This is a genomic window from Streptomyces sp. NPDC020965, assembly GCF_044333555.1.
Classification (GTDB): Bacteria; Actinomycetota; Actinomycetes; order Streptomycetales; family Streptomycetaceae; genus Streptomyces.
Window position 1 is genome coordinate 47,334 of record NZ_JBIRRE010000004.1, and the last position, 23,500, is coordinate 70,833.

The window sequence follows — 23,500 nt, forward strand, 5'->3', positions numbered from 1 at the left end:
CTTCCTGGGTGCCGTACACCTGGGAAGGACCGGCCTTCCTCCCCTGCCCGGAAGGGGCGACAGTGCACGTCATGAACGCGATCCCCGAACTGGAATCCACCGGCTTCACCCTCACCATCGGCGGCGCGGCCGTGGCCGCGCCGCCGATCTACCCGGTCGTCAACCCGATCGACGAATCCGTCGTCGCCCACGCCCCGTCCTGCTCCGACGAGCAGCTCGACCAGGCCGTCTCGGCCGCCCGCAACGCCCTCCCGGCCTGGTCGGCGACCTCGTTCGACATGCGCCGCGAGGCCCTGCTGGCGGTCGCCGACGCCGTCGAAACCCGTGTCGAGCCCCTGGCCCGGCTGTTGACGGCCGAGCAGGGCAAGCCCCTGGCCGACGCCGCGGGCGAGATCAGGGGCTTCTGCTGGTGGCTGCGTGACACCGCCGCCCTGACGCTGCCGGAGACCGTGAACGAGGACAGCCCCGACCGGCTCTCGACCACCCGGCACGTGCCGGTGGGTGTCGTCGGCGCAATCGTGCCGTGGAACTACCCGATCGGGAACGCGGCGTTCAAGATCGGCCCAGCGCTGCTGGCCGGGTGCACCGTGGTCTGGAAGCCGTCCCCGTTCACCCCGCTGACCTCCCTCAAGGTGGGCGAGCTCCTGCGCGGTGTGCTGCCGCCCGGCGTACTGAACGTCGTCTCGGGCGAGGACGGCCTCGGACCGCGCATCACCTCCCACCCCGGCATCGACATGATCAGCTACACCGGCTCGACGCCGACCGGCCGCCGGGTCATGGCCGGCGCGGCGCCGCGTCTGAAGCGGGTGACGCTGGAGCTGGGCGGCAACGATCCGGCGATCCTGCTCCCGGACGTCGATGTGGACGATGTCGCCGCGAAGCTGTTCTGGGGCGCGTTCGCCAACTCGGGCCAGGTGTGCGTGGCCATCAAGCGTCTCTACATCCACCGGGACGTCCACGGGCCGCTGAAGCGGGCCTTGGCCTCTTATGCCGCCTCCGTCACCGTCGGCGACGGCACCGAGCCGGGCGTCCGGCTCGGCCCGGTCCAGAACCGCCGTCAGTACGACCGTGTGGTGGACCTGCTGCGCGACTCCCGGCAGGCAGGCCACGATTTCCTCCTCGGCGGAGTCCCTGCGGACGGGCCCGGCTATCTCGTACCACTGACGCTCGTCGACAACCCGCCGGACGACGCGCGCATCGTGCGGGAGGAGCAGTTCGGACCGGTGCTGCCGTTGCTGAGGTTCGACGACGTCGAGGACGCTGTCGCGCGGGCCAACACCGGCGAGTACGGCTTGGGCGCTTCGGTCTGGTCGGCGGACGCCGAGGCAGCAGCGACGGTCGGGCGGCGGCTACGGGCCGGCACGGTGTGGATCAATGAGGTCCAGCACCTTTCCCCGCATGTCACCTTCGGCGGGCACAAGCAGTCCGGCCTGGGAACCGAAGGCGGCCAGGAGGGGCTGCTGGATTACACGCTGCCGCAGACCATCACGATCCGGCGGCGGTAGTCCCACTTCGGCGAGAACACAACCGGCGCGGGCATCCCTCACGGTCTCGGCAGGACACCGAGCAGCAGGCGTGGAGACGATTACCCGGTCTTGAGGTCTCGTTGTCCTGGTCCCGCTCGATGGCAGCCCCGCGATCCCGCGCACCTCCAGCGGGTCGCCACCGCCCCCTTCGGCCGGGAAGGGCCCGGACGCCTCTTGCCCGAAGTGCCGGGAGGAGCGCTCATCTCTGCAGGGCCGTACGGCCCTGCGGCGGCCGATGGGGGTTTCATCGGCCGGCGGAGTGTTCCCCGCCGGGTTGGCACACCTTTCTGAAGGCGGCGGCCACCGCTCGTTCGACTTCGTCGCGGTCCCGTGGCACACGGGCGGTGTCCCGGTAGCGCTTGGGGGCGACTCCGTTCTCCCGTTTGAAGGCGTGGCTGAAGGCGCTCTCGGAGGCGTAGCCGAGGGAGAGTGCCAGCTCCGAGACCGGTGTGTCTTCATGGAGCAGGGTGTGTTCGGCCAGGCGCATGCGCCATTGGTGGAGGTAGGTGAGCGGTGGTACACCCGCCACGGAGGTGAAGGCTCTGGCGAAGGCGCTGCGTGACATGGCGGCTGCCCGGGCGAGTTCGGAGAGCTGCCAGGGCCGGGCGGGATCGGTGTGCATCAGGTGCAGGGCCGGGGCGATGCGTTCGTCGGCGAGGGCCCGGAGCCAGCCGGGGGGACAGGACTCGTTCCGGGCGAGGTAGGCGCGCAGGACGTGGGCGAAGACCATGTGGGAGAGGTATTCGGTCACGTGGCCGCTGCCCGGGCGGTCGGAGCTCATCTCGCGCAGCACCTGTTCGAGGAGCCAGCACAGCGTCGGTGCCTCCTCGCCGTCCCGGGGCAGGTGAATCACCGGGGGCAGCACCTGGAGCAACAAGTCCTCTCCTGCGGTATTCAGTTCGAAGTGGGCTCCGATCGACACCATGTCGGTGATGCCCTCGTCTCCGGCGTGGGCGAAGAGGTGGGGGGAGGTTCCGAGCAGTGCCAGTGCGTCCTGCGGGGGCACGGACGGATCGGCGGCCAGGACGTAGGGCAGACCTCCGCCGAAGGCCACCACATCCCCCGACTTCAGCAACACGGGTCGCTCGTCGCCATCGACCGTCAGCCAGGTGACGCCGCGCAGCACGGCGTGCACCTTGAGTCTGCCGGGGGCCGGAAACCGCAGGGCCCAGTCTCCGCCGGCGGTGAGACCACGAGCGAGTACGCAGCGCGCACTGGTGACATTGAGGGTGTGGGTGAGTGGGTCGGGATTGGTCGATCCCAGATACGGCGGTGCGCCCATGAAGGGACTCTCGCGCAACTTAGTGGGACGGGCAAGCATGTACCGCAGGCGCTGTCCGGCGCATCCTGGACAAGTCCCGTTCCGCAACCAGTAAGCGGTGCATTGCACGAAGAATTCCCCACTCATTTGTACGCATAACACACATGCATTCGATTCCCATGCCCTGTTGATTCCGGACCTCATGACCCCATGGCACGGATACGCCGGAACATGGAGTGGTCCTGGCGGTCGAGCCTCCAGAGAGAAACCCTCTCCCCGGCTTTCGGGCCGAATCGCACAGAGCCGGCCTCTGGTACGGACGTCGGGAAGCGGGTCCGAAACGGCTCTTCCGTGAGGGAGAGTCCGGGGGAGTCCGCCCGGAGCGCATCGACCCTGATCATTCTGCGAGGAAGAGGCCGTGCCCAGAGGTATCGATCTTCATATTCCATTCCCGCGCCGGATCAGTCGTGATGTCGACCGCGCGCGGGAACGGCACCTTCACTGGCCCCGGTCGCACGGCCTCCTGCACAGCGAGGAGGCCGCCAGAAGGCATACGGGTGCCCGCTACGCGGAGCTGGCGGCACGGTTCTATCCCGACGCGGTCGGCAACGACCTCGATCTCGGTGTCGACCTGATGAGCTGGTTCTTCCTGTTCGACGACATGTTCGATGGTCCGGAGGGTGAGGACCCTACCCGGGCGCGGGCACTCGTGGAGAGCGTCGCCCGGGTCCTTGGACGCCCGGCGGCACCCTCCGACGCCCCCGTGGTTCGGGCGTTCTCCGATCTGTGGCGGCGGAGCTGCGACGGCATGTCCCCGCAGTGGCGCCATCGCGCCACAGAACACTGGCGCACCTATCTCTCCGGATATGTCATCGAGGCGCGTCACCGGCAGCGCGGCCTCATGCCCACGGTCGAGGAGCATCTGCTGCTGCGCCGGGAGACCATCGGCGTCTATCCGACGGTGGATCTGGCCGAACGGCTCGGCCGCTTCGAGGTGCCCGAGCATGTGTACGCGGACGGTCGGCTGACCGCCATGCGGCACATCGCGGCCGAGGTGGACACCATCCACAACGACCTCTGCTCCGTGGAGAAGGAGGAGGCCCGCGGGGAGATCCACAATCTGCTGCTCATCCTGGAACAGCGGCGACGGTGCACGCGTGCCGAGGCAGTCGAGGAGATGCGCCGGATGATCCGCTCCCGCACGGAGCGGTTCCTGGTTCTGGAAGCCGGACTGCCCGGCCTGTGCGACAGCTACCGCCTTGCCGGGGCGCAGCGTGCATCGGTCGACCGCTACGCCGACGCTCTGCGATCCGTCATGCGGGGCGACTACGACTGGGCCGAACGATCCGGCCGCTATGCGACCGAGTACACCCCCCGCGAGCAGGAGACCGCATCATGACGTCGCCCACCGCACAGGAATCAACGCGTCTGATTCCCGTGGCACCGGGAAATCTCCCGGCCCTGGGGCACGCCTATCACCTGTGGCGTCACACCCTGGAATTCCTGGACTCCCTCCGTTCATACGGAGGCGTCGTCCGTATCAACATCGGCACGTTGCCCATGTATATGGTCACCGATCCCGAACTGACGCGCCGAGTGCTCACCTCCGAATCCCGGCACTTCGAGACCGGAGGCCGCATGGGCGACAATCTCGCGCTGATCTTCGGGAGCGGAGTCGGCACCATCAACGGTGACGGGCACCGGCGTCAACGGCGCATTCTCCAGCCGTTGTTCAACCGGTCGTACATCGCGGCCCATACCGACGTGATGCGGGATGCCGTCCGGGGGCGGGTCTCCGGCTGGCGGGAGGGTATTCCGTTCGAGGCCGCCGCCGAGATGGACCGGGTCATGGTGGCCGCGTTCCTAACCACCCTGTTCGGTCCCACGCTCCCGGCGCCGAGGGAAGAGGAGTTCTACCGGCTGCTGCGGACCCTGATGAAAGGGGTCATGCGCAAGACGGTCGCACCGTCCTGGGCGAACCGGGTCATGGTCACCGCCAACCGTGAATTCGACCGGGCCCTGGCCCGGCTGCGGGGGATCATCGACTCTCTCATCCGCGAAGGACGGCAGAGCCCGGAGGCGGCGGGCGGGGTCTTCCGGGCCATGCTGGCGGCCCGGGACCCCGACACGGGTGCGGGGATGACCGACGCCCAGATCGCGGACGAGGCCGTCACCATGCTGGGCACCACCGGCGAGGCGCCGGGAACCGCCCTCGCGTGGGCGCTGCACGAGATCAGCCGGAACCCGGACATCCAGCGGCGGGTGCGGAGCGAGGTGGACACGGTGTGCGGCGGCCGGCCGCCCGGCCCCGCCGATCTGGCGTCCCTGGAGTACACCCGCTGTGTGCTGACGGAGGTGATGCGCCACCACGGGCCGGGCTATCTCTTCACCCGCTGGACCACCGCACCGGTCGACCTCGGCGGTTACCTGATTCCCGCGCACGCCAATGTCGCCTACAGCCAGTACATCGTCCACCACGACCCGGCAGTCTTCCCGGACCCCCAGCGCTTCGACCCCGACCGCTGGCTCCCGGACGCCCCCACCGTTTCCCGCTCGTCCTATCTCCCCTTCGGCCTCGGCAGCCGGCAGTGCCTCGGCGAGAACTTCTCCTGGACGGCGATGCTCCTCACCGTCGCCGAGATCGCCGCCCGCTGGGACCTGCACCCCCACCGCATCCGTCCGGTGAAGCCCGTCGCCAGCACCACCGTCCGCCCCCACCATCTGACGATCACCCCACGCGCGCGAACCACCGGACCCGGTGCCGCCTGAGCCCGTACCGCGGGCCGGCCTCAGTGGTCACGCCCGCGTACCGTCCGACCACTCCGCGAGGACCGCATGGAAACGTCCGTATCCCCGTCCCCCATCGTCCCCGGGGCATGGCCGCTCCTGGGGCACGTGCCCCGGCTCGCACCCGATCCGCTGGCCTTCTTCCACCACCTGCGCGACCATGGCCCCGTCGTCCGTATCCGGCTGGGGAACCGGCCCGCATATGTGGTGACACGGCCGCACCTGGTGCGCCGGCTCCACCTCGCCGACCAGAGGCTCTTCGACAAGGGCGGACCGCTCATCGAGAAGTCGCGCCTCTTCCTCGGCAACGGCCTCGCCACCTGCCCGGCCGCCGACCACGCCCGCCAGCGTCCCCTGATGCAGCCCGCGTTCCACTCCACCCAGCTCTCGCGGTACACCGGGATCATGCAGGAGTGCGTCGCGGAGGTCACCGGCTCCTGGCAACCCGGACAGGTCATCAGCCTCAACGAGGAGATGCACCGGATCACCGCCAAGGTCACCTCACGGACCCTGATCTCGGCCGTGGAGGCCAGACCCGCGGCAGCACAGATCGCCCGCGCCCTCCCCGAGATCCTGCGCGGCCTGTACTGGCGCATGGTGATCCCGGGCAGCCTCTTCCCCCGGATCCCGCTGCCGGTCAACCGGCGGTTCGACCGGCAGATGCGGCTCACCCGCCACGTCCTCGACCAGGTCGTCTCCCACTACCGCGCGACGACGAGCGACTACGGGGATCTGCTCTCCATGGTGATCACCGCCTGCGAGGAGGAGGACGACCCCCAGCAGGCAATCTACGACCAGGTCGTCACCATCCTCATGGGCGGGGTGGAGACCACCGCCGCCACCCTCGTCTGGCTGCTGCGCCTGCTCGACAGCCACCCCCACATCCGCCAGGAACTCCTGGCGGAGATCACCGGGACACTCGGCGGACGCCCGCCCGGCCACAGCGACCTCCACGACCTGCCCTACACCCAGCAGGTCATCACCGAGACCGTGCGCCTGTACCCGGCCGGCTGGATCGTCAGCAGATCCACCACCGCCGACGTCCACTGGAGCGAAGGCCACATCCCCGCCGGCTCCGATGTGTTCTACAGCCCCTATGCGCTGCACCGCGACCCGGAACTCTTCCCGGACCCGGAAGCCTTCGTCCCCGACCGCTGGAGCCCCGAGCAGGTCACACCCGCACAGCGCCAGGCATTCTTCGGTTTCGGAGCCGGCCGCCGCAAATGCATCGGCGACGTCTTCGGCATCACCGAGGCCACGATCGCCGTGGCCGCCGTCCTCAGCAGCTGGCACCTGGAGCACGCGGGCCCGGTCACCGACCGCCCCCTGATCGGGACCCTGCTCATGGCCCCACCCACCCGCATGCGCGTTCAGCGGGCCGTCCATGCATGACCCGGACCGGCGGCGAGTCGTCACCTCCGCCGTGGCGGGCCGCCTCCGAGCAGTGTGGGCAGGGAGGCTGTCACGGTCTCGGGGCCGGCCGGCAGTGAGGTGGCGGCGGGGGTGCGCAGGCCGTCCAGCAGGAAGGCGATATGACGGCGCCAGGCGTCGGGTGCTGTCGCGGCGGTGGTGCGGGTCAGCCGGGAGTTGAGCCAGAACACCACGAATACGTCGTCGGCGGTGAGGTCGGGGCGCAGTGAGCCGTCGGCCTGGGCCTCGGCGAGGAGCCGGGTGCCGTAGACCACCGACTCCGCGCAGATCGCGGTGAGTTCGGCGGCGTCCTGGTAGGAGCGGGCGATGATGTCGTTGAGTGCGGTGTCGGCGGCCTGGAGCGCGCACATCTCCTCGATGTAGACGGCGAAGCGCGACCACGGAGTGGGCTGTGCTCCCGCGCGCCGCATGGCTTCGCCGAGCTTGGCCCCGGCGAGCTCGGGCACCACCGCGTCGATCAGTTCCTGCCGGCCACCGAAACGGTTGTAGAGCGTCCCGATGCTGACCCCCGCGCGCTGGGCGACCTCCTCCAGCGGCGCGCTCAGACCCTGCTCCCGGAACACCTCGGCGGCGGCGGCCTTGAGTTTCTCCAGGTTGCGGCGGGCGTCCGCGCGCAGGGCGGGGGCGGGGCGGTCCGGCATGACACCTCCATTAACTTGACGACACCTCTCAGGTTAGCGGTACGGTGGAATCACAACTTGAGGTACTGCCTCAATCTGTGATGGGTGGAGGGCGGAGTCATGCGCACAACCGTGGCCGTGTTCGGTGCGGGGAGTGGAATGGGAGCCTCGGTCGCCCGTCGCTTCGGCCGGGAGGGATACCGGGTCGCGCTTGTGGCCCGCCGCCGTGATCCGCTCGACGGGCTGGCCGCCCTCCTCGCGGCCGACGGCGTCGAGGCGGCGGCGTTCCCGGCGGATCTACGGCGCACGGAGAACATCCCGGAGCTGGTCGCCGCCATCGAAGCCCGCTTCGGGCACATCGACGTGGCCGTGTACGCGCCGTTCGTCCCCGCGACCCTGATCCCCGCCGCCGATGTGGACGCGGCCGTCCTGCGCGCATGGCTCGACCTCTACCTGCTCAGCCCCGTAGAACTCGCGCACACGCTGCTCCCGGGCATGCTGGAGCGCGGCGACGGCGCCCTCCTGTTCGGCTACGGATCCTCCGTGGTAACCCCCGCGGCCGGCCTGTCCGGCCCCGTACCCGTCCTCGCCGCACTCCGCAACTACCTCCATGCGCTCCACGGCGAAGTCGCGGACCGCGGAGTCCACGTCGGCGGCCTGGCCGTCCGTGCGGTGATCGAGCGCAGCGAAGCCCACCGGGCACTGCACTCGGGCGACATGAGACTCGCCATCGACCTGCCGACGGTCGACCCGGACGAGCTGGCCGACCTCGTCTGGAACCTCGTCACCCAGCGGGACCGGATCGAGATCGTCCACCCGGCCCCCTGACACTCCACGGCATGCCCACCGCTGGCCGCACCAGACGACTTCGAAGGGTTACGTCATGACGTATCGCGTCACCGTCGGCACACCCGTACCCATGCGCGACGGCACACAGCTCGCCACCGACATCTGGCTGCCGGAGACCGATACCCCCGTACCGGCGCTGCTGGTCCGCAACCCCTACGGCAAACACCAACTCGCCAACTACGGCTTCACCTCGCCGAACATCTTCCGGCTGGTGGAGGCGGGATACGCGGTGGTGCTCCAGGAGTGCCGGGGCACCTTCGGCTCGGAGGGCCGCTACACACCCCATGTCCACGAGGGCGGCGACGGCGCGGACGCGGTGGCCTGGCTCGCCCGGCAGGAGTGGTGCGACGGCACGGTCGGCACCTGGGGCGTCTCCTACCTGGGGATGACGCAGTGGCAGACCGCCGCGACCGGCATTCCCGGCCTCAAGGCCATCGCACCGTCGATCGCCTCTGCGGATCTGTACCGCGCCCCGTACTACTCACCGGGCGGCGCCCTCTCCCTCGACACCGTCCTGATGTTCGCCACGATCATGAGCGCGAACGACGCCCTGCGGGACCTGGCCGGCGGCACGGGCGATCCGGCCGAACCTGCCGCAATCGGATCGGCGTTCGACGACCTCACCGCCCAAGCGTCCATCACCCCGCTGACCGCCCATCCCGCCCTGGCCGCGCGCCAACCGTGGATCTTCGGCCAGGCGATGGGACACCCCGGCCGGGATGCGACCTGGCGGGAGCTGTCCGCCCTGGACAAGGCCGGATCAATCACCGTCCCCGCCCTGAACATCGGCGGCTGGTACGACCCCTTCGCCGGGGAGACCCTCCGGGCGTACACGGAGATGAAACGCCACGGAGGCTCACCCGAGGCCCGCACCGGACAACGGCTGATCATGGGGCCATGGACCCACTCCTCCACCACCGGGGTCTTCCCCGACCGGAGCTTCGGCTTCACAGCATCAGCCGACGCGGCGGACATGACCGGCGCGCATCTCGCATTCTTCGACCGCTGGCTCCGGGGCAGACAGGAAGCACTCGACAACCTGGCACCAGTCCGGATCTTCGTCATGGGCACGGACCGATGGCGCGACGAGGAGGACTGGCCCCTGCCCGACACCCGGTACACCCCCTACCATCTCGACGGCCCGGGACCCGCCAACACCTCTTCCGGGACCGGCACACTGACCCTGAAAGCCCCTGCGGACGACTACACCGACACCTACCTCTACGACCCCCGCAGACCGGCCCCGACCCTGGGCGGCTCGCTCATGCGGCCCACCGGCTCCGCCGGGCCCGTGGACCAGCGCCCCGTCGAGAACCGGGACGACGTCCTCTGCTTCACCAGCGCCACCCTGGACACCCCGATGGAAGTGACCGGACCGGTGTCGGCGACCCTCTTCGTCTCCTCCTCGGCACCCGACACGGACTTCACCGTGAAACTGGTCGACGTCCATCCCGACGGCCGGGCGATCAACCTCTGCGACGGCATCCAGCGCATGCGCTACCGCGACTCGCTCGACACCCCCGAGCCGATGGAACCGGGCACCGTCCATGAGATCACCGTGGACCTGATCGCTACGGCGAACGTGTTCCTGCCGGGCCACCGCATCCTGGTCGAAGTCTCCAGCAGCAACTTCCCCCGCTACGACCGCAACTCCAACACCGGAGGCGTCATCGCCACGGAGAACGACACGCAGATGTCCACCGCCGTGAACAGAATCCACCGCGGGCCGGGACACCCCAGCAGAATCACCCTTCCCGTCATCACCCGCGAGACCACGGCCCGGTGAAGCCACACCATCAAGACGGCGGCCGGTGCTTGTCGGCCGTGCTCGTCGCCCGTGCTCACCTGCGGCCGTTTCCTTCAACTGCCCGGTGATCCAGGTGGTCAACCCGGCCACCGGAGCCGTCCTCGCCACCGTCCCCGACGGCGGTGCCGAGGATGTCGACCGCGCGGTCCAGGCCGCCGCCCGGGCTTCCCTCACGTAGTCGGCCACCTACCCGACCGAGCGGATCGCCTTGGTCCGCCGCATCGCCGTTGGGCTCCAGACCCGCACCGAGGAGATCGCCGTCACCATCAGCGCCGAGATGGGCGCACCGATCAGTTTCGCCAGGATGGGCCAGGCCGGTCTGCCACTGATGTCGATCGAAGCCGGCGCCGACGCCGCTGCGGACTTCCTGTGGAGCGAGGAGATCGCCAACTCGCCGGTGGTGCGGGAGCCGATCGGCGTGGTCGGCGCGATCACCCCGTGGAACTTCCCGCTCCAGCAGGTCGTCACCACGGTGGTTCCGGCGCTGCTGGCCGGAACCACCGTGGTCCTCAAGCCCTCCGAGGTGGCACCGCTCTCGGCCGGGATCCTGGCGCGAGGCCACCGGCGCCGCGGGCCAGGGGTGATCGCGACCGTGGCCGCCGGTGCGCATACGATTTCGCTGCTGGGCGCACAGGCATGGGCTTCTTCTACGGCCGCGAGGCTTTCAAGCAGGACACGTTGCCGATCGTTCAGGGCAGAGCACCGATACACACGGACCAGCCCACACCGCACCCCCACTCTCCGCATAGAGCCCAATGAGTGACTGCGGGCGGTGGGAGTTCCCTGGGACTTTTCTGGGACTTCCGGCTGCATCAACGGGCATGGCCGCGAAAGAGCCGAAAGGTCATTTACGCAGGTCAGCAGCCCCACCTCAGCAAAATCAGCAGGTCACAGACCCGACTGGTCTCTTCCGCGAGTTGCGGAGCGACTGCCACACGGCGCCCGCCAGTGCCCGCGTCGCCCGCGGTACCGAGAGGTGCTCGTGCTCGCGGTACAGGGCCCAGTTGTACTGCACGAGGGAGAGCTTGTTGGAGGACAGCGATCCCGCCTGACCGGCCCGGTACACCGCAAGGGGTTCGGCCAGGCCCCGGGCGTCGGCGCCGCCGCGCATGATCGACAGCCAGAGGGCGTAATCCTGGCGCTTGCGCATCTCCGGCATCAGCCTCGTGCCCAGGATGTTGCGGTCGTACATAGCCGTAAGGGCACCGATGTGGTCCCGGACCAGCATCGCGCGGTAGTCCACATGCTCCCGCGCACGGACCACCCGTCCGTTCGGGACCCAGTCGGTGCTCTCACCGGCGTAGTCGGCGTCCATCTTGAAGTACGAGGTGAAACGCCACCGACCTGCGCAATTCACCCTCGGCACGTGTCGCCGAGCTTTTGATCAGCCTCGGCGCCGAGGTCCGCGGCGCCGACCCCAACACCCCGGACGGCGACGACACCGAGCTGAACGTGCCCCGGGTCGATGCGAGCCCGGAGCAGATCACAGCCGCTGATGCCGTGGTGCTCCTCATGGACCACAGCAAGTTCGACCTTCCGATGATCGAGAAGAACGCACCCTATGTCCTCGACTGCCGGAATCGCCTGTCAGGAGCGAACGTCGAGGTTCTGTAGCTCGTCGACCTCCCCCACCGCAGCCACACCGCCCTCGGCGGACACCCACCCATCAGCCGCGTTAACAACCCTGCGGGTCAATACAGCTAGAGCGTGTCTCCCTGATTCGCTCGTCGGTTGATCGGACATGTCCATCCGATTAGCGATCACTGATGCGATGTGGAGCCGGATCAAGCCGCTGATGCCGGCCGACCCGGTTCGCGGCTGGCGATGGGCCGACCATCGGCGAACCCTGGAAGCCATCGTGTGGAAGTACCGCACCGGCTCGCCTTGGCGGGACCTGCCAGTTGAGCTGGGCCCGTTCCAGACCGCTCACAAACGGCTGCTGAGGTGGGCCGCAGATGGTACCTGGGAACGGATCCTCTCCGCGTTCCTGGCAGCGGCCGACGAGGCTGCTGACATCGGCTGGACCGTATCAGTGGACTCCACCGTCTGCCGGGCCCACCAGCACGCCGCCGGAGCCAGAAAAAGGGGGCGCCAGATCGGGCTGAGCCCGAAGACCATGGTCTTGGTCGTTCCCGCGGCGGCCTGAGCACGGAGGTCCATCTCGCCAGCGACAGCCAAGCACGCCCCTTGGCCCTCCGCGTCATCGCGGGCCAGGCGGGCGACGCGCCGGCCTTCGAGGCCGTCATGGCCAGCATCCGTGTTCCGCGAAGGGGGCACGGAAGGCCGCGGACCCGGCCGGACGCCGTCCTGGCGGACCGCGCGTACTCATCCCGCGCAATCCGTGAGCATCTCCGGCGGCGAGGTATCCGTGCCGTGATCCCACAGCCCGCCGACCAGGTCGGTCACCGGCTGCGGCGAGGTCGCGCCGGTGGTCGCCCGCCCGGCTCCAACGCCGAGACATACAAGCAGCGCAATGCCGTTGAACGGTGCATCAATCGCCTTAAGCAGTGGCGGGGTCTGGCCATGCGAACGGACAAGCTCGCCATGGCCTACCAGGCCGCACTGCACCTCGCCGCGATTCTCGTGTGGACACGGTCCTGACTGCGGGCCGGCCCAGGACCGGGGCGAGGGGCTACAAGGGGCGGACCATTTCCGCTTGCGGCCCCTTGGGCCCCTGGGTGACCTCGAACTCCACCGGCTGGTTCTCCTCCAGGCTCCTGTATCCGTCGATCTGGATGGCTTGGTAGTGCACGAACACGTCTGCGCCGCCGTCGTCCTGGCTGAGGAACCGTTACCCCTTCTCGCTGTTGAACCACTTCACAGTGCCTGTTGCCATCAGTCCCAGTCCTTCGTCAGTGCCTCGGCACGATCTTGACGCCCCGGCCGGAGTCCGGTCGGGCGGACTCCAGCACTTGATCATTTCCTGCCATTGCCGCAAGATCCACCATCTTCGCGGAACCTCACTCATGAGGGTGTGTCTCGCGCGGTCCGGTGACCGGCACCGTCGTGGCGGCGGCGCGGGCCACCGCCCCGCGCCGCCCGGCAGCAGACCGGCCCGGCGGTGCTGGATAGGGTCTGGGCAGACCGTGCCGTATGGGTGCGCGGGACAGGCCCTCTCCTGGAGTACGGCTCGGACCCCTGGTGCCGGCGGCGGCCTGCCCTCGGCACCAGGCCCGCGACGTCCCGCTGGGTGGCGGAGTGCGGTGGAGCGTTTCCTCGTCCGCTACACACCGGCCGTCTGATCCCGCACGGCGCGCAGGGCCCGCACCATGTCCGGTGCGGGCCCTGCGCTGGTGAGGGCCGCTTCTGCGTGCTCGAGGGGTGGCTCCGAGGGCGATGAACCGGTGCGTCGGGCCGGTGGCTGAAACATGATCAGCTATCCGGGTGGAAAGAGCGGAATGGGGTTCTGCGGGGGCGGTTTGGGGTTGATCGTCGGAGTGCAAGCCGCAGAACCTTTCACAGGAGTCTCCTTATGGCCATGATTCAGACCGGCAAGATCAACCTTGGTTCCGACAACGCCGTCGAGACCGCGGGGGGCAACACCTCCACGTTCACGAAGGTGACGTTCCCGACGCCGTTCCCGGCCGGGTCCGAGGTCATCGTGCTGCCGCTGACCCAGACGTTCAACGGGCCCGACACGCCGGGGATCCGGGTTCACGAGGTCACCGAGAAGGGTTTCCTCATCCGGCTGAACGAGGTCAGGGTCAACGCCAGCGTCGTGAGCGACGGCAAGCACACCACCGAGCAGGTCGGCTGGCTCGCCACCACCGTCTAACCGCTCTCACCACGCCGAGCCGCTGAAGGCAGGGCCCGGGCCGCCACGGTCCGGGTCCCTGTCCCGTGGGAGTACGCCCGCTGCCGGTTCCCGGCCGGACGCCCCTGGTAGTTGATCTTGCACTCTGAGTGACTAGGGTGAAACCATTATCAATGCCTAGTTTCTGGAGTATTCGTGACAAAGTCCCGTGTTCGTCTGGCCGTTCTCGGTTCGGCTGCTGTGCTCGCCGCCAGCGCCCTCGTCCCCGTGCAGTCCGCCGGGGCGCACCCCGCCGCCGCGGCCGGGCAGAAGCAGTGGGTCGCCCTGGGCGACTCGTACACCGCCGGGGTCATCCGGGCCGCGGGCGACACCTTCGAGGTCCCACGCGACGGCTGCGACCGTACCGACCGTTCCTACCCCCAGGTCATCGACCGTGATCTCGGCGGCCTGTTCGAGCTGACCAACGTCAGCTGCGGTGCCGCCACCATCGAGAACGTCACCGACACCCCCAGGACCCGGTCGGCCGCCACCTGCCGCCCTTCTCCGAGGACCCGGACTACCCCTTCTCTCCGGTTCCCCCTCAGTCCGCGGCGGTGGGCGCGGACACCGACGTCATCACCGTCGGCGTGGGCGGCAACACCCTCGGCTTCGCCGAGTTCCTCACCAAGTGCGCCGAGCTCGGCGCCGAACACGACGGCAAGGGCACCCCGTGCAAGGACGCCCTGGCCACCGGCGTCCCGGCCCGGCTGAAGACGGTCCGCGAACACTACGACCGGATGCTCACCGTGCTGCACGAGCGCGCCCCGAAGGCGAAGATCCTGGCCGTCGGCTACCCCACGGTCATCCCTCAGGACGCCTCCAAGTGCACCTTCGGCGACCTGACACAGTTCGGCACGATCACCCAAGGCGACCTGGCCTGGCTGCGCACCGACGTCCTGGAGCCCCTCAACAAGGCCATCGCCGACTCCACCGGCACCCAGGACCCCGCCGGCTTCGTCGACCTCTACACCTCCTCCCGCAACCACAGCGTCTGCGACGACACCAAGTGGGTCGAAGGCTTCGTCACCCTCCCCGCCCAGCTGTCCGTCGTCCACCCCAACACCCTCGGCCACCGCAACGCCGCCGACCACATCGAAGAAGCGCTGCTGAACACTCTTGGCTGACCGACACCCTGCACCCTGCAGACGATCCCGCAGCGGACTGGCCTCCGGCACCAGCCGGAGGCCAGTCCCATGTTCCATCCAGCCCTACATCGGCCTCAGTTCTGGGAGACAGGCCCTAAAAGGCTCATGAAGATCTTGGTGAGGGGCTGTCCGGTCGGCAGGCCGGACGGCCCTTGTGGTCATGCACCGGCTGGTGTGATGTGCCAGGTGCCATTGGTGTGGGTGAGTCCGAGGTTGATCAGCCGGCGGAGGTTGAGGGCGGCGGCTCGGGTGTGGAGCCAGGTGTCGTTCTTGATGGTGCCGCGGTAGCGCAGGGTGCCGGTTGCCGTGGTGGACGAGCCAGGCGACTGCGCGTTCGACCGGTGGCCGCCAGCGGCGGTAGTCGGCCTGCCGGTCGGGGTCGGTGGCGGCCTGGTGGCGGGCTGCTGTCTGGAGATTGTGGTGAGGTCGGATGGTCAGGATGCGTCCGGCCCTGGCTTTGGTGCACCGCTCGCGCAGGTGACATCCGGTGCACAGGCCCCCGAAAGAGGCTTTGCGCTGGTGGTGCTGCCCGCCGGGGCCGGACAGGGGCGCGGTGTGTCCGGCTGGGCAGGTCACGACGGCGGCTGTTGTGTCGATGGCGAAGTTGTCGAGGGTGAAGCCGCCGGGGACGGCGGGCCGCAGTGGGGCGGGTTTGAGGAACAGCCGGTGCCCGGCCTCGTGGAGGGTCTGGCCGGCGTCGCCGGTGGAGTAGGCGGTGTCACCGAAGACGTCCAGCGGGTTGTCCTCGTCGGCGAGCAGGTCCAGGCCGACGGCGGCTTCGTGGTGTTCGGCTCCGGTGCCGGGTCTGAGGGCGACGGCGGTGTACAAGCCGGTCTCGGGTTCGATTGCCAGGTGGGCCTTGAAGCCGTCCTGCCGGTGGCTGCGGGTTTTGTGGATGTGCCGGGCTTCGGGATCGATGGTGGAGACCATCCGGCCAGGGGCAGTGCCCCGGGTGATGCGCCGGCGGCCGTCACGGCCGTCGGAGTCCTCGGCGGGCTCGACGTCTTGTCCTGCGACCAGGGCCAGGATTCCCACCGCGTTCGCGGCTTTCTCACCGAGCTGCTGTTCGGGCAGGTGGCCCAGCAGGCGCAGGGCGTCCGTGACCAGTGCGTCGACCAGTTCGGCGCGGGCCTGCTCGTCGTTCCAGGCGATGCGGGGCTTACCCGGGTCGGTGTACTCGTGTGCGGTGCACCGCGCAGCCGCGACCGTCCCGGCACCGGGGACCTCGCGGATCACCGCGCGGACGGCGGCGATGATCTGCGTGACGGTGTCCTGGGTGGCGACCGCGTCGTCCAGCACGGTGGAGTCCAGTGCCCGGCGGTGCCTGCCTTTGATGACGCCGGTGGCCTTCACGACCTCGCGCACGGCCTCGAACACGCGGTTCGGGCGGGCGGAACGGGCCGGCCGGCGGCGGAAGTAGGCCAGCAGTGACGGGTCGAAGGCCATGTCGTGGAGGCCCAGGCCGCATGCGGCCTTCCACCGCAGGTGCATCGCAGTTCCTGGACCGTCTCGAAGTCCGACAGCCCGTGCAGGGACTGCAGGGTGACCGCGGTGGCCAGGATCTGCGGAGGCATGCTCGGCCGTCCGTTCGCCGACGGGTACATGTCCACGAACATCGCCGCCGGGAACAGCTCGTCACGGTGCTCGGCCAGGAATGCGAACACACTCCCTGCCGGGATCAGATCCCGGCAGGTCTCCCACACGTCCGGCCCGACGGTCTCGCCGACCCACTCACCCATCGCCACAAGACGAGTCTGGCCCTACCGCCAATGCGGCAGGGCCAGAACCCCAAGATCTTCATGAGCCTTCTAGTGTCCTGAGTCCTTGATCCGTCGGCAGTATGCGGCGAGGGATTCGAGGATCTGGTCGGCGGTTTTGGTCCAGACGTAGGGGCGGGGGTTGTCGTTCCAGTCTGCGAGCCAGGCGCGGATGTCGCGTTCGAGGGCCTGGACGGAGCGGTGGATGCCGCGCCGGAGCTTCCTGTTGGTCAGCTCGGCGAACCACCGCTCGACCATGTTCAGCCACGACGCGCTCTTGGGGTGTGAAGTGCAGGTGGAACCGTGGGTGGGCCAGCAGCCACTTCTTGATCGCTTCGGTTTTGTGGGTGGCGTAGTTGTCCAGGATCAGGTGCACCTGCAGGCCGGCCGGGGCCTGTCGGAACTTCTTGAACTCGGCAGCCCGATGGCGGCGGTGGAGTGAGCCGATGACCTTTTCGCTGGCCATGTCCAGGGCCGCGAACAAGGTGGTGGTGCCCGAGCGCACGTAGTCGTGGCTGGCGCGCTCGGGCACCCCGGGCATCATCGGCAGCACCGGCTGGGACCGGTCCAGGGCCTGGATCTGGCTCTTCTCATCGACGCATAACACCCAGGCCCGCTCGGGCGGGTCAAGATGGAGCCCGACCACATCATGGACCTTGTCCACGAAGAACGGGTCGGTGGACAGCTTGAACGACTCCGCCCGGTGTGGCTGCAGACCGAACGCCCGCCAGCCTCTGGAGACGGTCGACTGCGACAGGCCGACCCGGCTCGCCATCGACCGCGTCGACCAGTGCGTGGCGTTCTTCGGCTTCGTCTCCAGGGTGGCCCGGACCAACTCGGCGACCTGCTCATCGGTCACCGTGCGCACCCGGCCCGGACGAGGCGCGTCCCCCAGGCCGTCGAGCCGGTCCCGCAGGAAGCGCCGCCGCCACTTGGCCACGGTCTCCGTTGTCACGCCCACTTCGCCGGCTACCGCAGTGGCCGAACGCGGCAGGCCGCTCGGTTCTATCCCGGCGCAAGCCAGCACGATCCGCGCTCTCAACGCCAGTGCCTGTGGAGTCGATCGCCCCCGCACCCAGGCACCGAGCACCTGCCGCTCGACATCCGACAACACCAACACGGCCAGCTTCGGGCCAGGACGTCCCATGCACTGAAGAACGACGGATCAAGGACTCAGGACACTAGCCCTGCCTCCAGAGATACGAAGCGACCTCGCGTCGGACAGCCACGCCGGTGTCCGCCGTACTCTCATCGCAGCCGCGCACCAGGGGCAATCGCAAAGATGATGGCCAACCGAACCAGCCACACACCTTCCTGAGGCCCCACTGCCCGCCGGTCTCGTCCGAGAGGGGCTCGGCGCCACACGGCGGGCTTTATAGCAGGTGATCGCCGGTTTCCCTAACCGGGGATCTTGCGGAGATTTGAAGGGTGAACCACCCGCACACGCACCCTTCGTCCACCCGCTCACTGCTGCCCGTCCAGCCCTCTTCTCAGGACTTCACGACCTCTCGTTCGACTCCATCCGGCGTATCTCCCCACACCGAGCCGGACGGACAACTGTCCGGTGCCTGGTACTCGACCGGAGAGCTCGGCCAACTTCTCCGGGTTGATCCCTCGACTCTCCGGCGCTGGCGGACCGCGCATCCCCGGCAAGGCCCCCCGTACGTTCCCATCAGCGGGCGGGTCGTCCTCTACAGCGTCCGCGATGTGGAGACCTGGCTCGCCGAACGCCGCGTCATGCCCGGTGCGGTGGGCTGATGCCCTACACCGAGGCTGTCCCGCTCGGGGTGCGGGTGGCCGGCGACATCGAGCACCGTCCCAGCCGGGCCTCGCCCTACCGTGCCCGCGTCCGCTGGTTCGATCCCGCCTCCAAGCGCCGCAGGTCCCTCTCCGAGGGCAAGGACACGCACGACGAGGCTGAGGATTGGATCTCCGGGATCCTCAAGGCCGCGGAGGCGGGGATCGCGCCGGATGTGGCCACCATGTCGCTGGCCGAGTACGGCACTACGAACATGGACCTGGCGCTGCGCGGTCTGGAGTTGAAGACGCTCGATCCGTATCTCGCCGGCTGGCGCCGCCGGGTGGTCCCCGCGCTCGGGCACATCCCCGTACGCATGATCAGCAACGGGGCTGTCGACCGCACCGTTCACGGCTGGATCGCCGACGAACAGAGCCGCTCCACCGTCAAGAACAGCCTCGCCGTCCTCGTCCGTGTGATGGAGCAGGCGGTCCGGGACGAGCTGATCACCGTCAACCCGGCCCGGGTCACCGGCTGGCAGCGCGAGTACAAGCAGGCCGAGGACGAACTCGACAACCCCCGTGCCCTCGCACTGCGCGACTGGCCCACCCTGCTCCGCCTCGCCCAGGCGCTCGTGGAACGTTCCCACGGCAACTACCAGGGGTGGGGTGAGGTCGTGGTCTTTGCCGCCACGACCGCCGCCCGCATCGGCGAAGTGTCCGGCGTCCGCGTCGCCGACATCGACACCACCAACTGGATCTGGACCGTCCGCAGACAGACCACCCCCGCACCCGGCGGACTCATCGACAAGAACACCAAAGGCAAACGCGCCCGCCACGTACCCATCGTGGAAGAGATCCGCCCACTCATCGCCGAACGCATCCTCGCCGCAGGCCCCAACCCCGAAGCGCGCCTCTTCACCGGGCCGCGTGGCGGGCGGATCTCCACCGCCGTCCTGCGCGACGCCACCCACTGGGACGAGGTCGTCACCGTGCTCGGCCTCGAACACCTGCGGCGGCACGATCTGCGGCACACAGGACTCACCTGGTTCGCCGACGCCGGAGTCCCCGCCCACGTCCTCCGCAAGATCGCCGGACACGGATCCCTGCTCACCACCCAGCGTTACCTCCACCCCGACATGTCCCAGATCACCGGCGCCGGGACCGCCCTCACCGCCCACCTCAACCCCGTCCGCGCACCCCTCAGCCTCGCGGTCCAGCCCGTCCCCGGAAGGCGTCGCTAGAACGTGTGGTCCCCAAATGGTCCCCAAGACATACGGAAAGGCGGTACCGGATTTCTCCGATACCGCCTACGACCTGCGAAAACGCTGGTCGGGACGACAGGATTTGAACCTGCGACCCCTTGACCCCCAGTCAAGTGCGCTACCAAGCTGCGCCACGTCCCGATGCGCGTTCCGGCCGGTGTGGGGCCTTGTGCGCAGGGCAAACATTACCCCACTCCGAGGCTCCTCCGGACGCCCGGCCTGCGGCCATGTGACCGATTCGGGGAGAATCGATTCGTGGACAAGGCATCGAGGGACCGCGACGACGAAGGGCGGGCCCGTAACGCACGGCCCCGTGACGGACTGGGGCGCCCTCTCCCCCACGGCGCGCCGGGGATCGAACGGCAGCCCGAGGGAGTGGTGCGGCCGCCGGACCGCACGCTGGACGAGGCTCAGCGGTTGCTCGACGCGGGCAGACCGTTCCACACGCATGAGGTCTTCGAGGACGCCTGGAAGTCCGGTCCCGGGGCGGAGCGGGAGTTGTGGCGGGGGCTCGCACAGCTCGCCGTCGGGCTCACCCACGGCGCACGCGGCAATGTGACCGGCGGGGCACGTCTGCTGCTGAGGGGCGCGGACCGGATCGCCGACTTCGAGGATCCGTACGGCATCGACGTGGCGGGCCTGGTGGGGTGGGCGCGGGAACTGGCGGCCCGGCTCCCGCGTGCGAGTCCGGTGGACCCGGCCGCCGAGGCCCCCCGGCTGACCCATCGGAAGGCGCGCCCGCCAAGCCCGCCGAGTTCGGCGAACCCACCTCCGCCACCTGGTACGGAGCCGTAGCGACCTCGCTGTTGCACCCCCGGTCCGGGGTCCCCGTGCGGGGCGCTCCACCCCGTACGGCAAACTCGGCGGGTGCGGAAAATCTATGTGATCGGCATCGGGGCGGGCGATCCCGACCATCTGACGCTCCAGGCCGTCAAGGCGCTGAACGCGGCTGACGCGTTCTTCATCCTCGACAAGGGCGAGGCCAAGTCGGATCTGACCCGGCTACGACGGGACATTCTGGACAGGCATGTCAAGGACCGTTCGTACCGGCTGATCGAGGCCCCCGATCCCGAGCGGGACCGCCGGACGCCGGACTACTCCCCCGCCGTGGACGACTGGCGCGCCCGCCGGGCCGATCTCTATGAGCGGTTCATCGCGGCGGAACTGGCCGACGGCGAGTGCGGGGCCTTTCTGGTGTGGGGCGACCCCGCCCTGTACGACTCCACGCTCGGCGTCCTGGAGGAGGTCCTGGAGCGGGGAACCGTCGCCTTCGACCATGAGGTGGTGCCGGGGATCAGCAGTGTCTCCGCGCTGCTGGCCAGGCACCGTACGGGACTGAACCGAGTGGCCCGCCCGGTGCAGATCACCACCGGGCGGCGGCTCGCCGAGGGCTGGCCGGATGGGGTGGACGATGTGGTGGTGATGCTCGACGCACGCCAGGCGTTCACCCGCCATCTGGACCAGGATCTGTTCATCTACTGGGGCGCCTACGTCGGAACGGCGGACGAGATCCTGGTGTCGGGACGGCTGGCGGAGGTATCGGACCGGATCGAAGGGCTACGGGCCGAGGCGCGGGCGCGCAAGGGGTGGATCATGGACACCTATCTACTGCGGCGCGGCTGAGCGGCCCACCGCCGACCGGCCCCCGTATCCGGGTCGACCAGCCCCCGCGGGCCGACCGACCCCAGCCGGCCGACCGGGCTCAGGATCGAGTGGAGGGCCCGGGCGGCAGCGGCCCGGGCCCCGGAGGGGATCACGGGTCCGGGCCGGGCCGGCGACGCACACCGGTCAGTCGAGTGCGCGGAAGCCGTGGAGCGATCCGAGCAGCCGGAGCGCCCCGGGCACGTCCTCGGCGGTGGCCACCCCGCCCGGCACGGGCGGGCGGCGGACCAGCACGACCGGCACCCCCGCCGCCCGTGCGGCGACGAGCTTGGCGACGGTCGCCGGTCCACCACTGTCCTTGGTCACCAGCACATCGATGCGGTGCGCACGGAGCAGGGCGCGCTCGCCCTCGACCGTGAACGGCCCCCGGTCCAGGATCGTCTCGATTTGCCGGGGCATCGGTGGTTCGCACGGCTCCACGGACCGTACGACGAAGTGCAGCCCGTCGAGCGGGGCGAAGGCGGCGAGGCCGAGCCGCCCGGTGGTGAGGAAGACCCGCCGGCCCAGTGCGGGCAGCCGGTCGGCGGCGTCGGCCAGCGAGTCCGCCTCGTACCAGCGGTCGCCGGGCCCCGCCGACCAGCCGGGGCGGCGCAGCGCATGGAGCGGGACGCCCGTACGGGTAGCGGCCTCGGCGGCGTTCGCGCTGATGGTGACGGCGAAAGGATGCGTGGCGTCCACGACGGCGGCCACCGCGTGGTCCCGCAGCCAGCACACCAGCCCCTCAATCCCGCCGAATCCGCCGATCCTTACCTCTCCCGGTGGCAGTCGGGGTGCCGCCACCCGCCCGGCGAGTGAGGTGGTGACCCTGATGTCCGGCCGCGCGGCCAGTGCCGTGGCGAGTTGTCGGGCCTCGGTCGTGCCGCCGAGGATCAGGAGGTGCGGAGGGGACATGCAGTCGAGGCTACTGCGCCGACGGCCCGGACGGCTGACCCCCGCCTGAGGCGCGCTGGTGGACCGAGGCGTGCCGGTCGCGCCGGCTGACCCGCCGCCGGAGGCGCACCAGTCGTACCAGCACCGTGCGTCCCGGAGGAGCACCGGCGTGGGCACGGCGGTGCGCTTCGGGGTGGCTCTCCCGGGGCCGGCCCCGGCTGGATTCGGGGGCCGGGCCCGGGGGCACGCCCCACGCGTGCCCGGGGCCGAGCCACGTATGTCCCCTGGCTTCCCGGAGACGGCGCCGGCGCCGCTCCCCGGTGCGCTCGTACGGCGTGGGCGTAGACGTAGGGGTGTCGAGGATCCGTACGCGGGCACCCGACCCGATGTCCCCGTAAGCGATAGGACGAGGAGCAGAGATGTCGAAGATCGAAGAGTCCGTCGAGGTGATCGCCCCTCTCACCACGGTCTACAACCAGTGGACACAGTTCGAGGAGTTCCCCCGTTTCATGGGGGGTGTGGAACATGTCGAACAGCGCACCCCGACGCTCACCCACTGGGTGACCTCGGTCGACGGGGTGAAGCGAGAGTTCGACGCGGAGATCACCGAGCAGCGCCCGGACGAGCGGGTCGCATGGACGACCGTGTCGGGTGATGTCCGACAGGCCGGGGTCGTCACCTTCCACCGGCTGGATGACGCCCGTACGAAGGTGATGCTCCAGCTCGACCACGATCCGGCCGGAATCGCCGACACGGTCGCCGACAAGCTGGGCTTCGTACGGCGGCAGGCCAAGGGGGATCTCGCGCGCTTCAAGGAGTTCATCGAGGCGCGTGGCGTCGAGTCCGGCGGCTGGCGCGGTACGGCCTGATCGCGAGGGGCCCCGGGGGCACCACTGTCGTGGGGGGGGGGGGGGGGGGGGGCGCGGGGGCGGCGGGGGGGGGGGGGGGGGGGGGGGGGGCGCGCCCGCCCCCCCGGCCCCCGCGTGGCGG

The 23,500-nt window shown here is 69.5% G+C and carries 18 protein-coding genes, 1 tRNA gene and 5 pseudogenes; 16 read left to right on the forward strand and 8 right to left on the reverse strand.

Translation table 11 applies throughout. From position 1 onward, the window contains the following. The first annotated feature begins 71 nt into the window (after positions 1 to 71). A complete protein-coding gene (locus ACH4S7_RS14070) occupies positions 72 to 1,505 on the forward strand; it encodes an aldehyde dehydrogenase family protein (protein WP_398521413.1) in 1,434 nt (477 codons plus the stop codon). Positions 1,506 to 1,770: 265 nt separating this feature from the next. Here ACH4S7_RS14070 and ACH4S7_RS14075 read toward each other — a convergent pair whose 3' ends face one another. Then, the gene (locus ACH4S7_RS14075; protein ID WP_398521414.1) at positions 1,771 to 2,808 is read right to left on the reverse strand and encodes an AraC family transcriptional regulator; all 1,038 of its coding nucleotides are present in this window, start codon (positions 2,806 to 2,808) and stop codon (positions 1,771 to 1,773) included. Positions 2,809 to 3,205: 397 nt separating this feature from the next. Between ACH4S7_RS14075 and ACH4S7_RS14080 the strand changes: the two genes are divergently transcribed. From ACH4S7_RS14080 to ACH4S7_RS14090, 3 genes are all read left to right on the forward strand, one after another. Next, positions 3,206 to 4,186 carry a pentalenene synthase gene (locus tag ACH4S7_RS14080; protein ID WP_398521415.1) on the forward strand — a complete coding sequence of 327 codons (981 nt, stop codon included), beginning with the start codon at positions 3,206 to 3,208 and terminating at the stop codon, positions 4,184 to 4,186. Continuing rightward, positions 4,183 to 5,556 carry a cytochrome P450 gene (locus tag ACH4S7_RS14085; RefSeq protein ID WP_398521416.1) on the forward strand — a complete coding sequence of 458 codons (1,374 nt, stop codon included), beginning with the start codon at positions 4,183 to 4,185 and terminating at the stop codon, positions 5,554 to 5,556. The genes ACH4S7_RS14080 and ACH4S7_RS14085 overlap by 4 nt, the downstream gene beginning before the upstream one ends. 66 nt (positions 5,557 to 5,622) lie before the next feature. Beyond that, positions 5,623 to 6,966 (forward strand): cytochrome P450, encoded by a 1,344-nt coding sequence (locus ACH4S7_RS14090; RefSeq protein ID WP_398521417.1) that lies wholly within the window; start codon positions 5,623 to 5,625, stop codon positions 6,964 to 6,966. A gap of 20 nt (positions 6,967 to 6,986) precedes the next feature. Here ACH4S7_RS14090 and ACH4S7_RS14095 read toward each other — a convergent pair whose 3' ends face one another. Further along, positions 6,987 to 7,646, reverse strand: a complete 660-nt coding sequence (locus ACH4S7_RS14095) for a TetR/AcrR family transcriptional regulator (protein ID WP_398521418.1) — start codon at positions 7,644 to 7,646, stop codon at positions 6,987 to 6,989. Between the two features lie 99 nt (positions 7,647 to 7,745). Between ACH4S7_RS14095 and ACH4S7_RS14100 the strand changes: the two genes are divergently transcribed. From ACH4S7_RS14100 to ACH4S7_RS14110, 3 genes and pseudogenes are all read left to right on the forward strand, one after another. Then, a complete protein-coding gene (locus ACH4S7_RS14100) occupies positions 7,746 to 8,453 on the forward strand; it encodes an SDR family NAD(P)-dependent oxidoreductase (RefSeq protein WP_398521419.1) in 708 nt (235 codons plus the stop codon). A 55-nt stretch (positions 8,454 to 8,508) separates the two neighbouring features. Beyond that, entirely contained in the window at positions 8,509 to 10,260 is a 1,752-nt protein-coding gene (locus tag ACH4S7_RS14105; protein WP_398521420.1) for a CocE/NonD family hydrolase, read from the forward strand. Between the two features lie 94 nt (positions 10,261 to 10,354). Continuing rightward, positions 10,355 to 11,044, forward strand: a pseudogene (locus tag ACH4S7_RS14110) (aldehyde dehydrogenase family protein). A gap of 117 nt (positions 11,045 to 11,161) precedes the next feature. On the opposite strand, the pseudogene ACH4S7_RS14115 reads toward ACH4S7_RS14110, so the two are convergent. Continuing rightward, positions 11,162 to 11,614 (reverse strand): annotated as a pseudogene (locus ACH4S7_RS14115) (glycosyltransferase family 2 protein); the annotation flags it as partial. A gap of 47 nt (positions 11,615 to 11,661) precedes the next feature. Here ACH4S7_RS14115 and ACH4S7_RS14120 point away from each other — a divergent pair. Beyond that, a complete protein-coding gene (locus ACH4S7_RS14120; RefSeq protein WP_398521421.1) occupies positions 11,662 to 11,895 on the forward strand; it encodes a UDP binding domain-containing protein in 234 nt (77 codons plus the stop codon). A 127-nt stretch (positions 11,896 to 12,022) separates the two neighbouring features. Then, a protein-coding gene (locus ACH4S7_RS14125; protein ID WP_398521422.1) for an IS5 family transposase occupies positions 12,023 to 12,882 on the forward strand; the annotation gives its coding sequence in 2 pieces (ribosomal slippage) (positions 12,023 to 12,374 and positions 12,374 to 12,882; 861 coding nt in all). 31 nt (positions 12,883 to 12,913) lie between these two features. Here ACH4S7_RS14125 and ACH4S7_RS14130 read toward each other — a convergent pair. Further along, positions 12,914 to 13,117: pseudogene (locus tag ACH4S7_RS14130) on the reverse strand (cold-shock protein). A 636-nt stretch (positions 13,118 to 13,753) separates the two neighbouring features. Here ACH4S7_RS14130 and ACH4S7_RS14135 point away from each other — a divergent pair. Both ACH4S7_RS14135 and ACH4S7_RS14140 read left to right on the forward strand, forming a co-directional pair. Further along, positions 13,754 to 14,056 carry a hypothetical protein gene (locus ACH4S7_RS14135; RefSeq protein WP_398521423.1) on the forward strand — a complete coding sequence of 101 codons (303 nt, stop codon included), beginning with the start codon at positions 13,754 to 13,756 and terminating at the stop codon, positions 14,054 to 14,056. 572 nt (positions 14,057 to 14,628) lie between these two features. Next, positions 14,629 to 15,198, forward strand: a complete 570-nt coding sequence (locus ACH4S7_RS14140; protein ID WP_398521424.1) for an SGNH/GDSL hydrolase family protein — start codon at positions 14,629 to 14,631, stop codon at positions 15,196 to 15,198. A gap of 179 nt (positions 15,199 to 15,377) precedes the next feature. On the opposite strand, the pseudogene ACH4S7_RS14145 reads toward ACH4S7_RS14140, so the two are convergent. Both ACH4S7_RS14145 and ACH4S7_RS14150 read right to left on the reverse strand, forming a co-directional pair. Next, positions 15,378 to 16,958: pseudogene (locus tag ACH4S7_RS14145) on the reverse strand (IS1182 family transposase). Between the two features lie 69 nt (positions 16,959 to 17,027). Continuing rightward, a pseudogene (locus tag ACH4S7_RS14150) lies at positions 17,028 to 18,123 on the reverse strand (IS630 family transposase). Between the two features lie 281 nt (positions 18,124 to 18,404). On the opposite strand from ACH4S7_RS14150, the gene ACH4S7_RS14155 reads away from it, so the two are divergent. Next, on the forward strand, positions 18,405 to 18,734 hold the full coding sequence (locus ACH4S7_RS14155) for a helix-turn-helix domain-containing protein (protein WP_398521425.1): 330 nt from the start codon (positions 18,405 to 18,407) through the stop codon (positions 18,732 to 18,734). Beyond that, positions 18,734 to 19,957 (forward strand): tyrosine-type recombinase/integrase, encoded by a 1,224-nt coding sequence (locus tag ACH4S7_RS14160; protein WP_398521426.1) that lies wholly within the window; start codon positions 18,734 to 18,736, stop codon positions 19,955 to 19,957. Before ACH4S7_RS14155 ends, ACH4S7_RS14160 begins: the two co-directional genes overlap by 1 nt. Before the next feature lie 85 nt (positions 19,958 to 20,042). Here the strand turns inward: ACH4S7_RS14160 and ACH4S7_RS14165 are convergent. Beyond that, positions 20,043 to 20,119 (reverse strand) — tRNA-Pro (locus tag ACH4S7_RS14165). A gap of 114 nt (positions 20,120 to 20,233) precedes the next feature. Between ACH4S7_RS14165 and ACH4S7_RS14170 the strand changes: the two genes are divergently transcribed. After that, complete coding sequence (locus ACH4S7_RS14170; protein ID WP_398521427.1) at positions 20,234 to 20,773, forward strand: DUF309 domain-containing protein; 540 nt, start codon at positions 20,234 to 20,236, stop codon at positions 20,771 to 20,773. Between the two features lie 72 nt (positions 20,774 to 20,845). Further along, positions 20,846 to 21,601, forward strand: coding sequence for a precorrin-6A synthase (deacetylating) (gene cobF, locus ACH4S7_RS14175; RefSeq protein WP_398521428.1), 756 nt, complete (start codon positions 20,846 to 20,848; stop codon positions 21,599 to 21,601). A gap of 165 nt (positions 21,602 to 21,766) precedes the next feature. On the opposite strand, the gene ACH4S7_RS14180 is transcribed toward cobF, so the two are convergent. Beyond that, positions 21,767 to 22,531: a cobalt-precorrin-6A reductase gene (locus ACH4S7_RS14180; RefSeq protein ID WP_398521429.1), complete on the reverse strand. Its 765-nt coding sequence runs from the start codon at positions 22,529 to 22,531 to the stop codon at positions 21,767 to 21,769. A 398-nt stretch (positions 22,532 to 22,929) separates the two neighbouring features. On the opposite strand from ACH4S7_RS14180, the gene ACH4S7_RS14185 reads away from it, so the two are divergent. After that, complete coding sequence (locus tag ACH4S7_RS14185; protein ID WP_398521430.1) at positions 22,930 to 23,379, forward strand: SRPBCC family protein; 450 nt, start codon at positions 22,930 to 22,932, stop codon at positions 23,377 to 23,379. Positions 23,380 to 23,500: the final 121 nt, after the last annotated feature.

Bases quoted from the DNA above. Each gene is read 5' to 3' on its own strand.
- ACH4S7_RS14070 (WP_398521413.1), top strand. From the start codon at position 72: ATGAACGCGATCCCCGAACTGGAATCCACCGGCTTCACCCTCACCATC.
- ACH4S7_RS14075 (WP_398521414.1), bottom strand. From the start codon at position 2,808: ATGGGCGCACCGCCGTATCTGGGATCGACCAATCCCGACCCACTCACC.
- ACH4S7_RS14085 (WP_398521416.1), top strand. From the start codon at position 4,183: ATGACGTCGCCCACCGCACAGGAATCAACGCGTCTGATTCCCGTGGCA.
- ACH4S7_RS14090 (WP_398521417.1), top strand. From the start codon at position 5,623: ATGGAAACGTCCGTATCCCCGTCCCCCATCGTCCCCGGGGCATGGCCG.
- ACH4S7_RS14095 (WP_398521418.1), bottom strand. From the start codon at position 7,646: ATGCCGGACCGCCCCGCCCCCGCCCTGCGCGCGGACGCCCGCCGCAAC.
- ACH4S7_RS14100 (WP_398521419.1), top strand. From the start codon at position 7,746: ATGCGCACAACCGTGGCCGTGTTCGGTGCGGGGAGTGGAATGGGAGCC.
- ACH4S7_RS14105 (WP_398521420.1), top strand. From the start codon at position 8,509: ATGACGTATCGCGTCACCGTCGGCACACCCGTACCCATGCGCGACGGC.
- ACH4S7_RS14135 (WP_398521423.1), top strand. From the start codon at position 13,754: ATGGCCATGATTCAGACCGGCAAGATCAACCTTGGTTCCGACAACGCC.
- ACH4S7_RS14160 (WP_398521426.1), top strand. From the start codon at position 18,734: ATGCCCTACACCGAGGCTGTCCCGCTCGGGGTGCGGGTGGCCGGCGAC.
- ACH4S7_RS14180 (WP_398521429.1), bottom strand. From the start codon at position 22,531: ATGTCCCCTCCGCACCTCCTGATCCTCGGCGGCACGACCGAGGCCCGA.
- ACH4S7_RS14185 (WP_398521430.1), top strand. From the start codon at position 22,930: ATGTCGAAGATCGAAGAGTCCGTCGAGGTGATCGCCCCTCTCACCACG.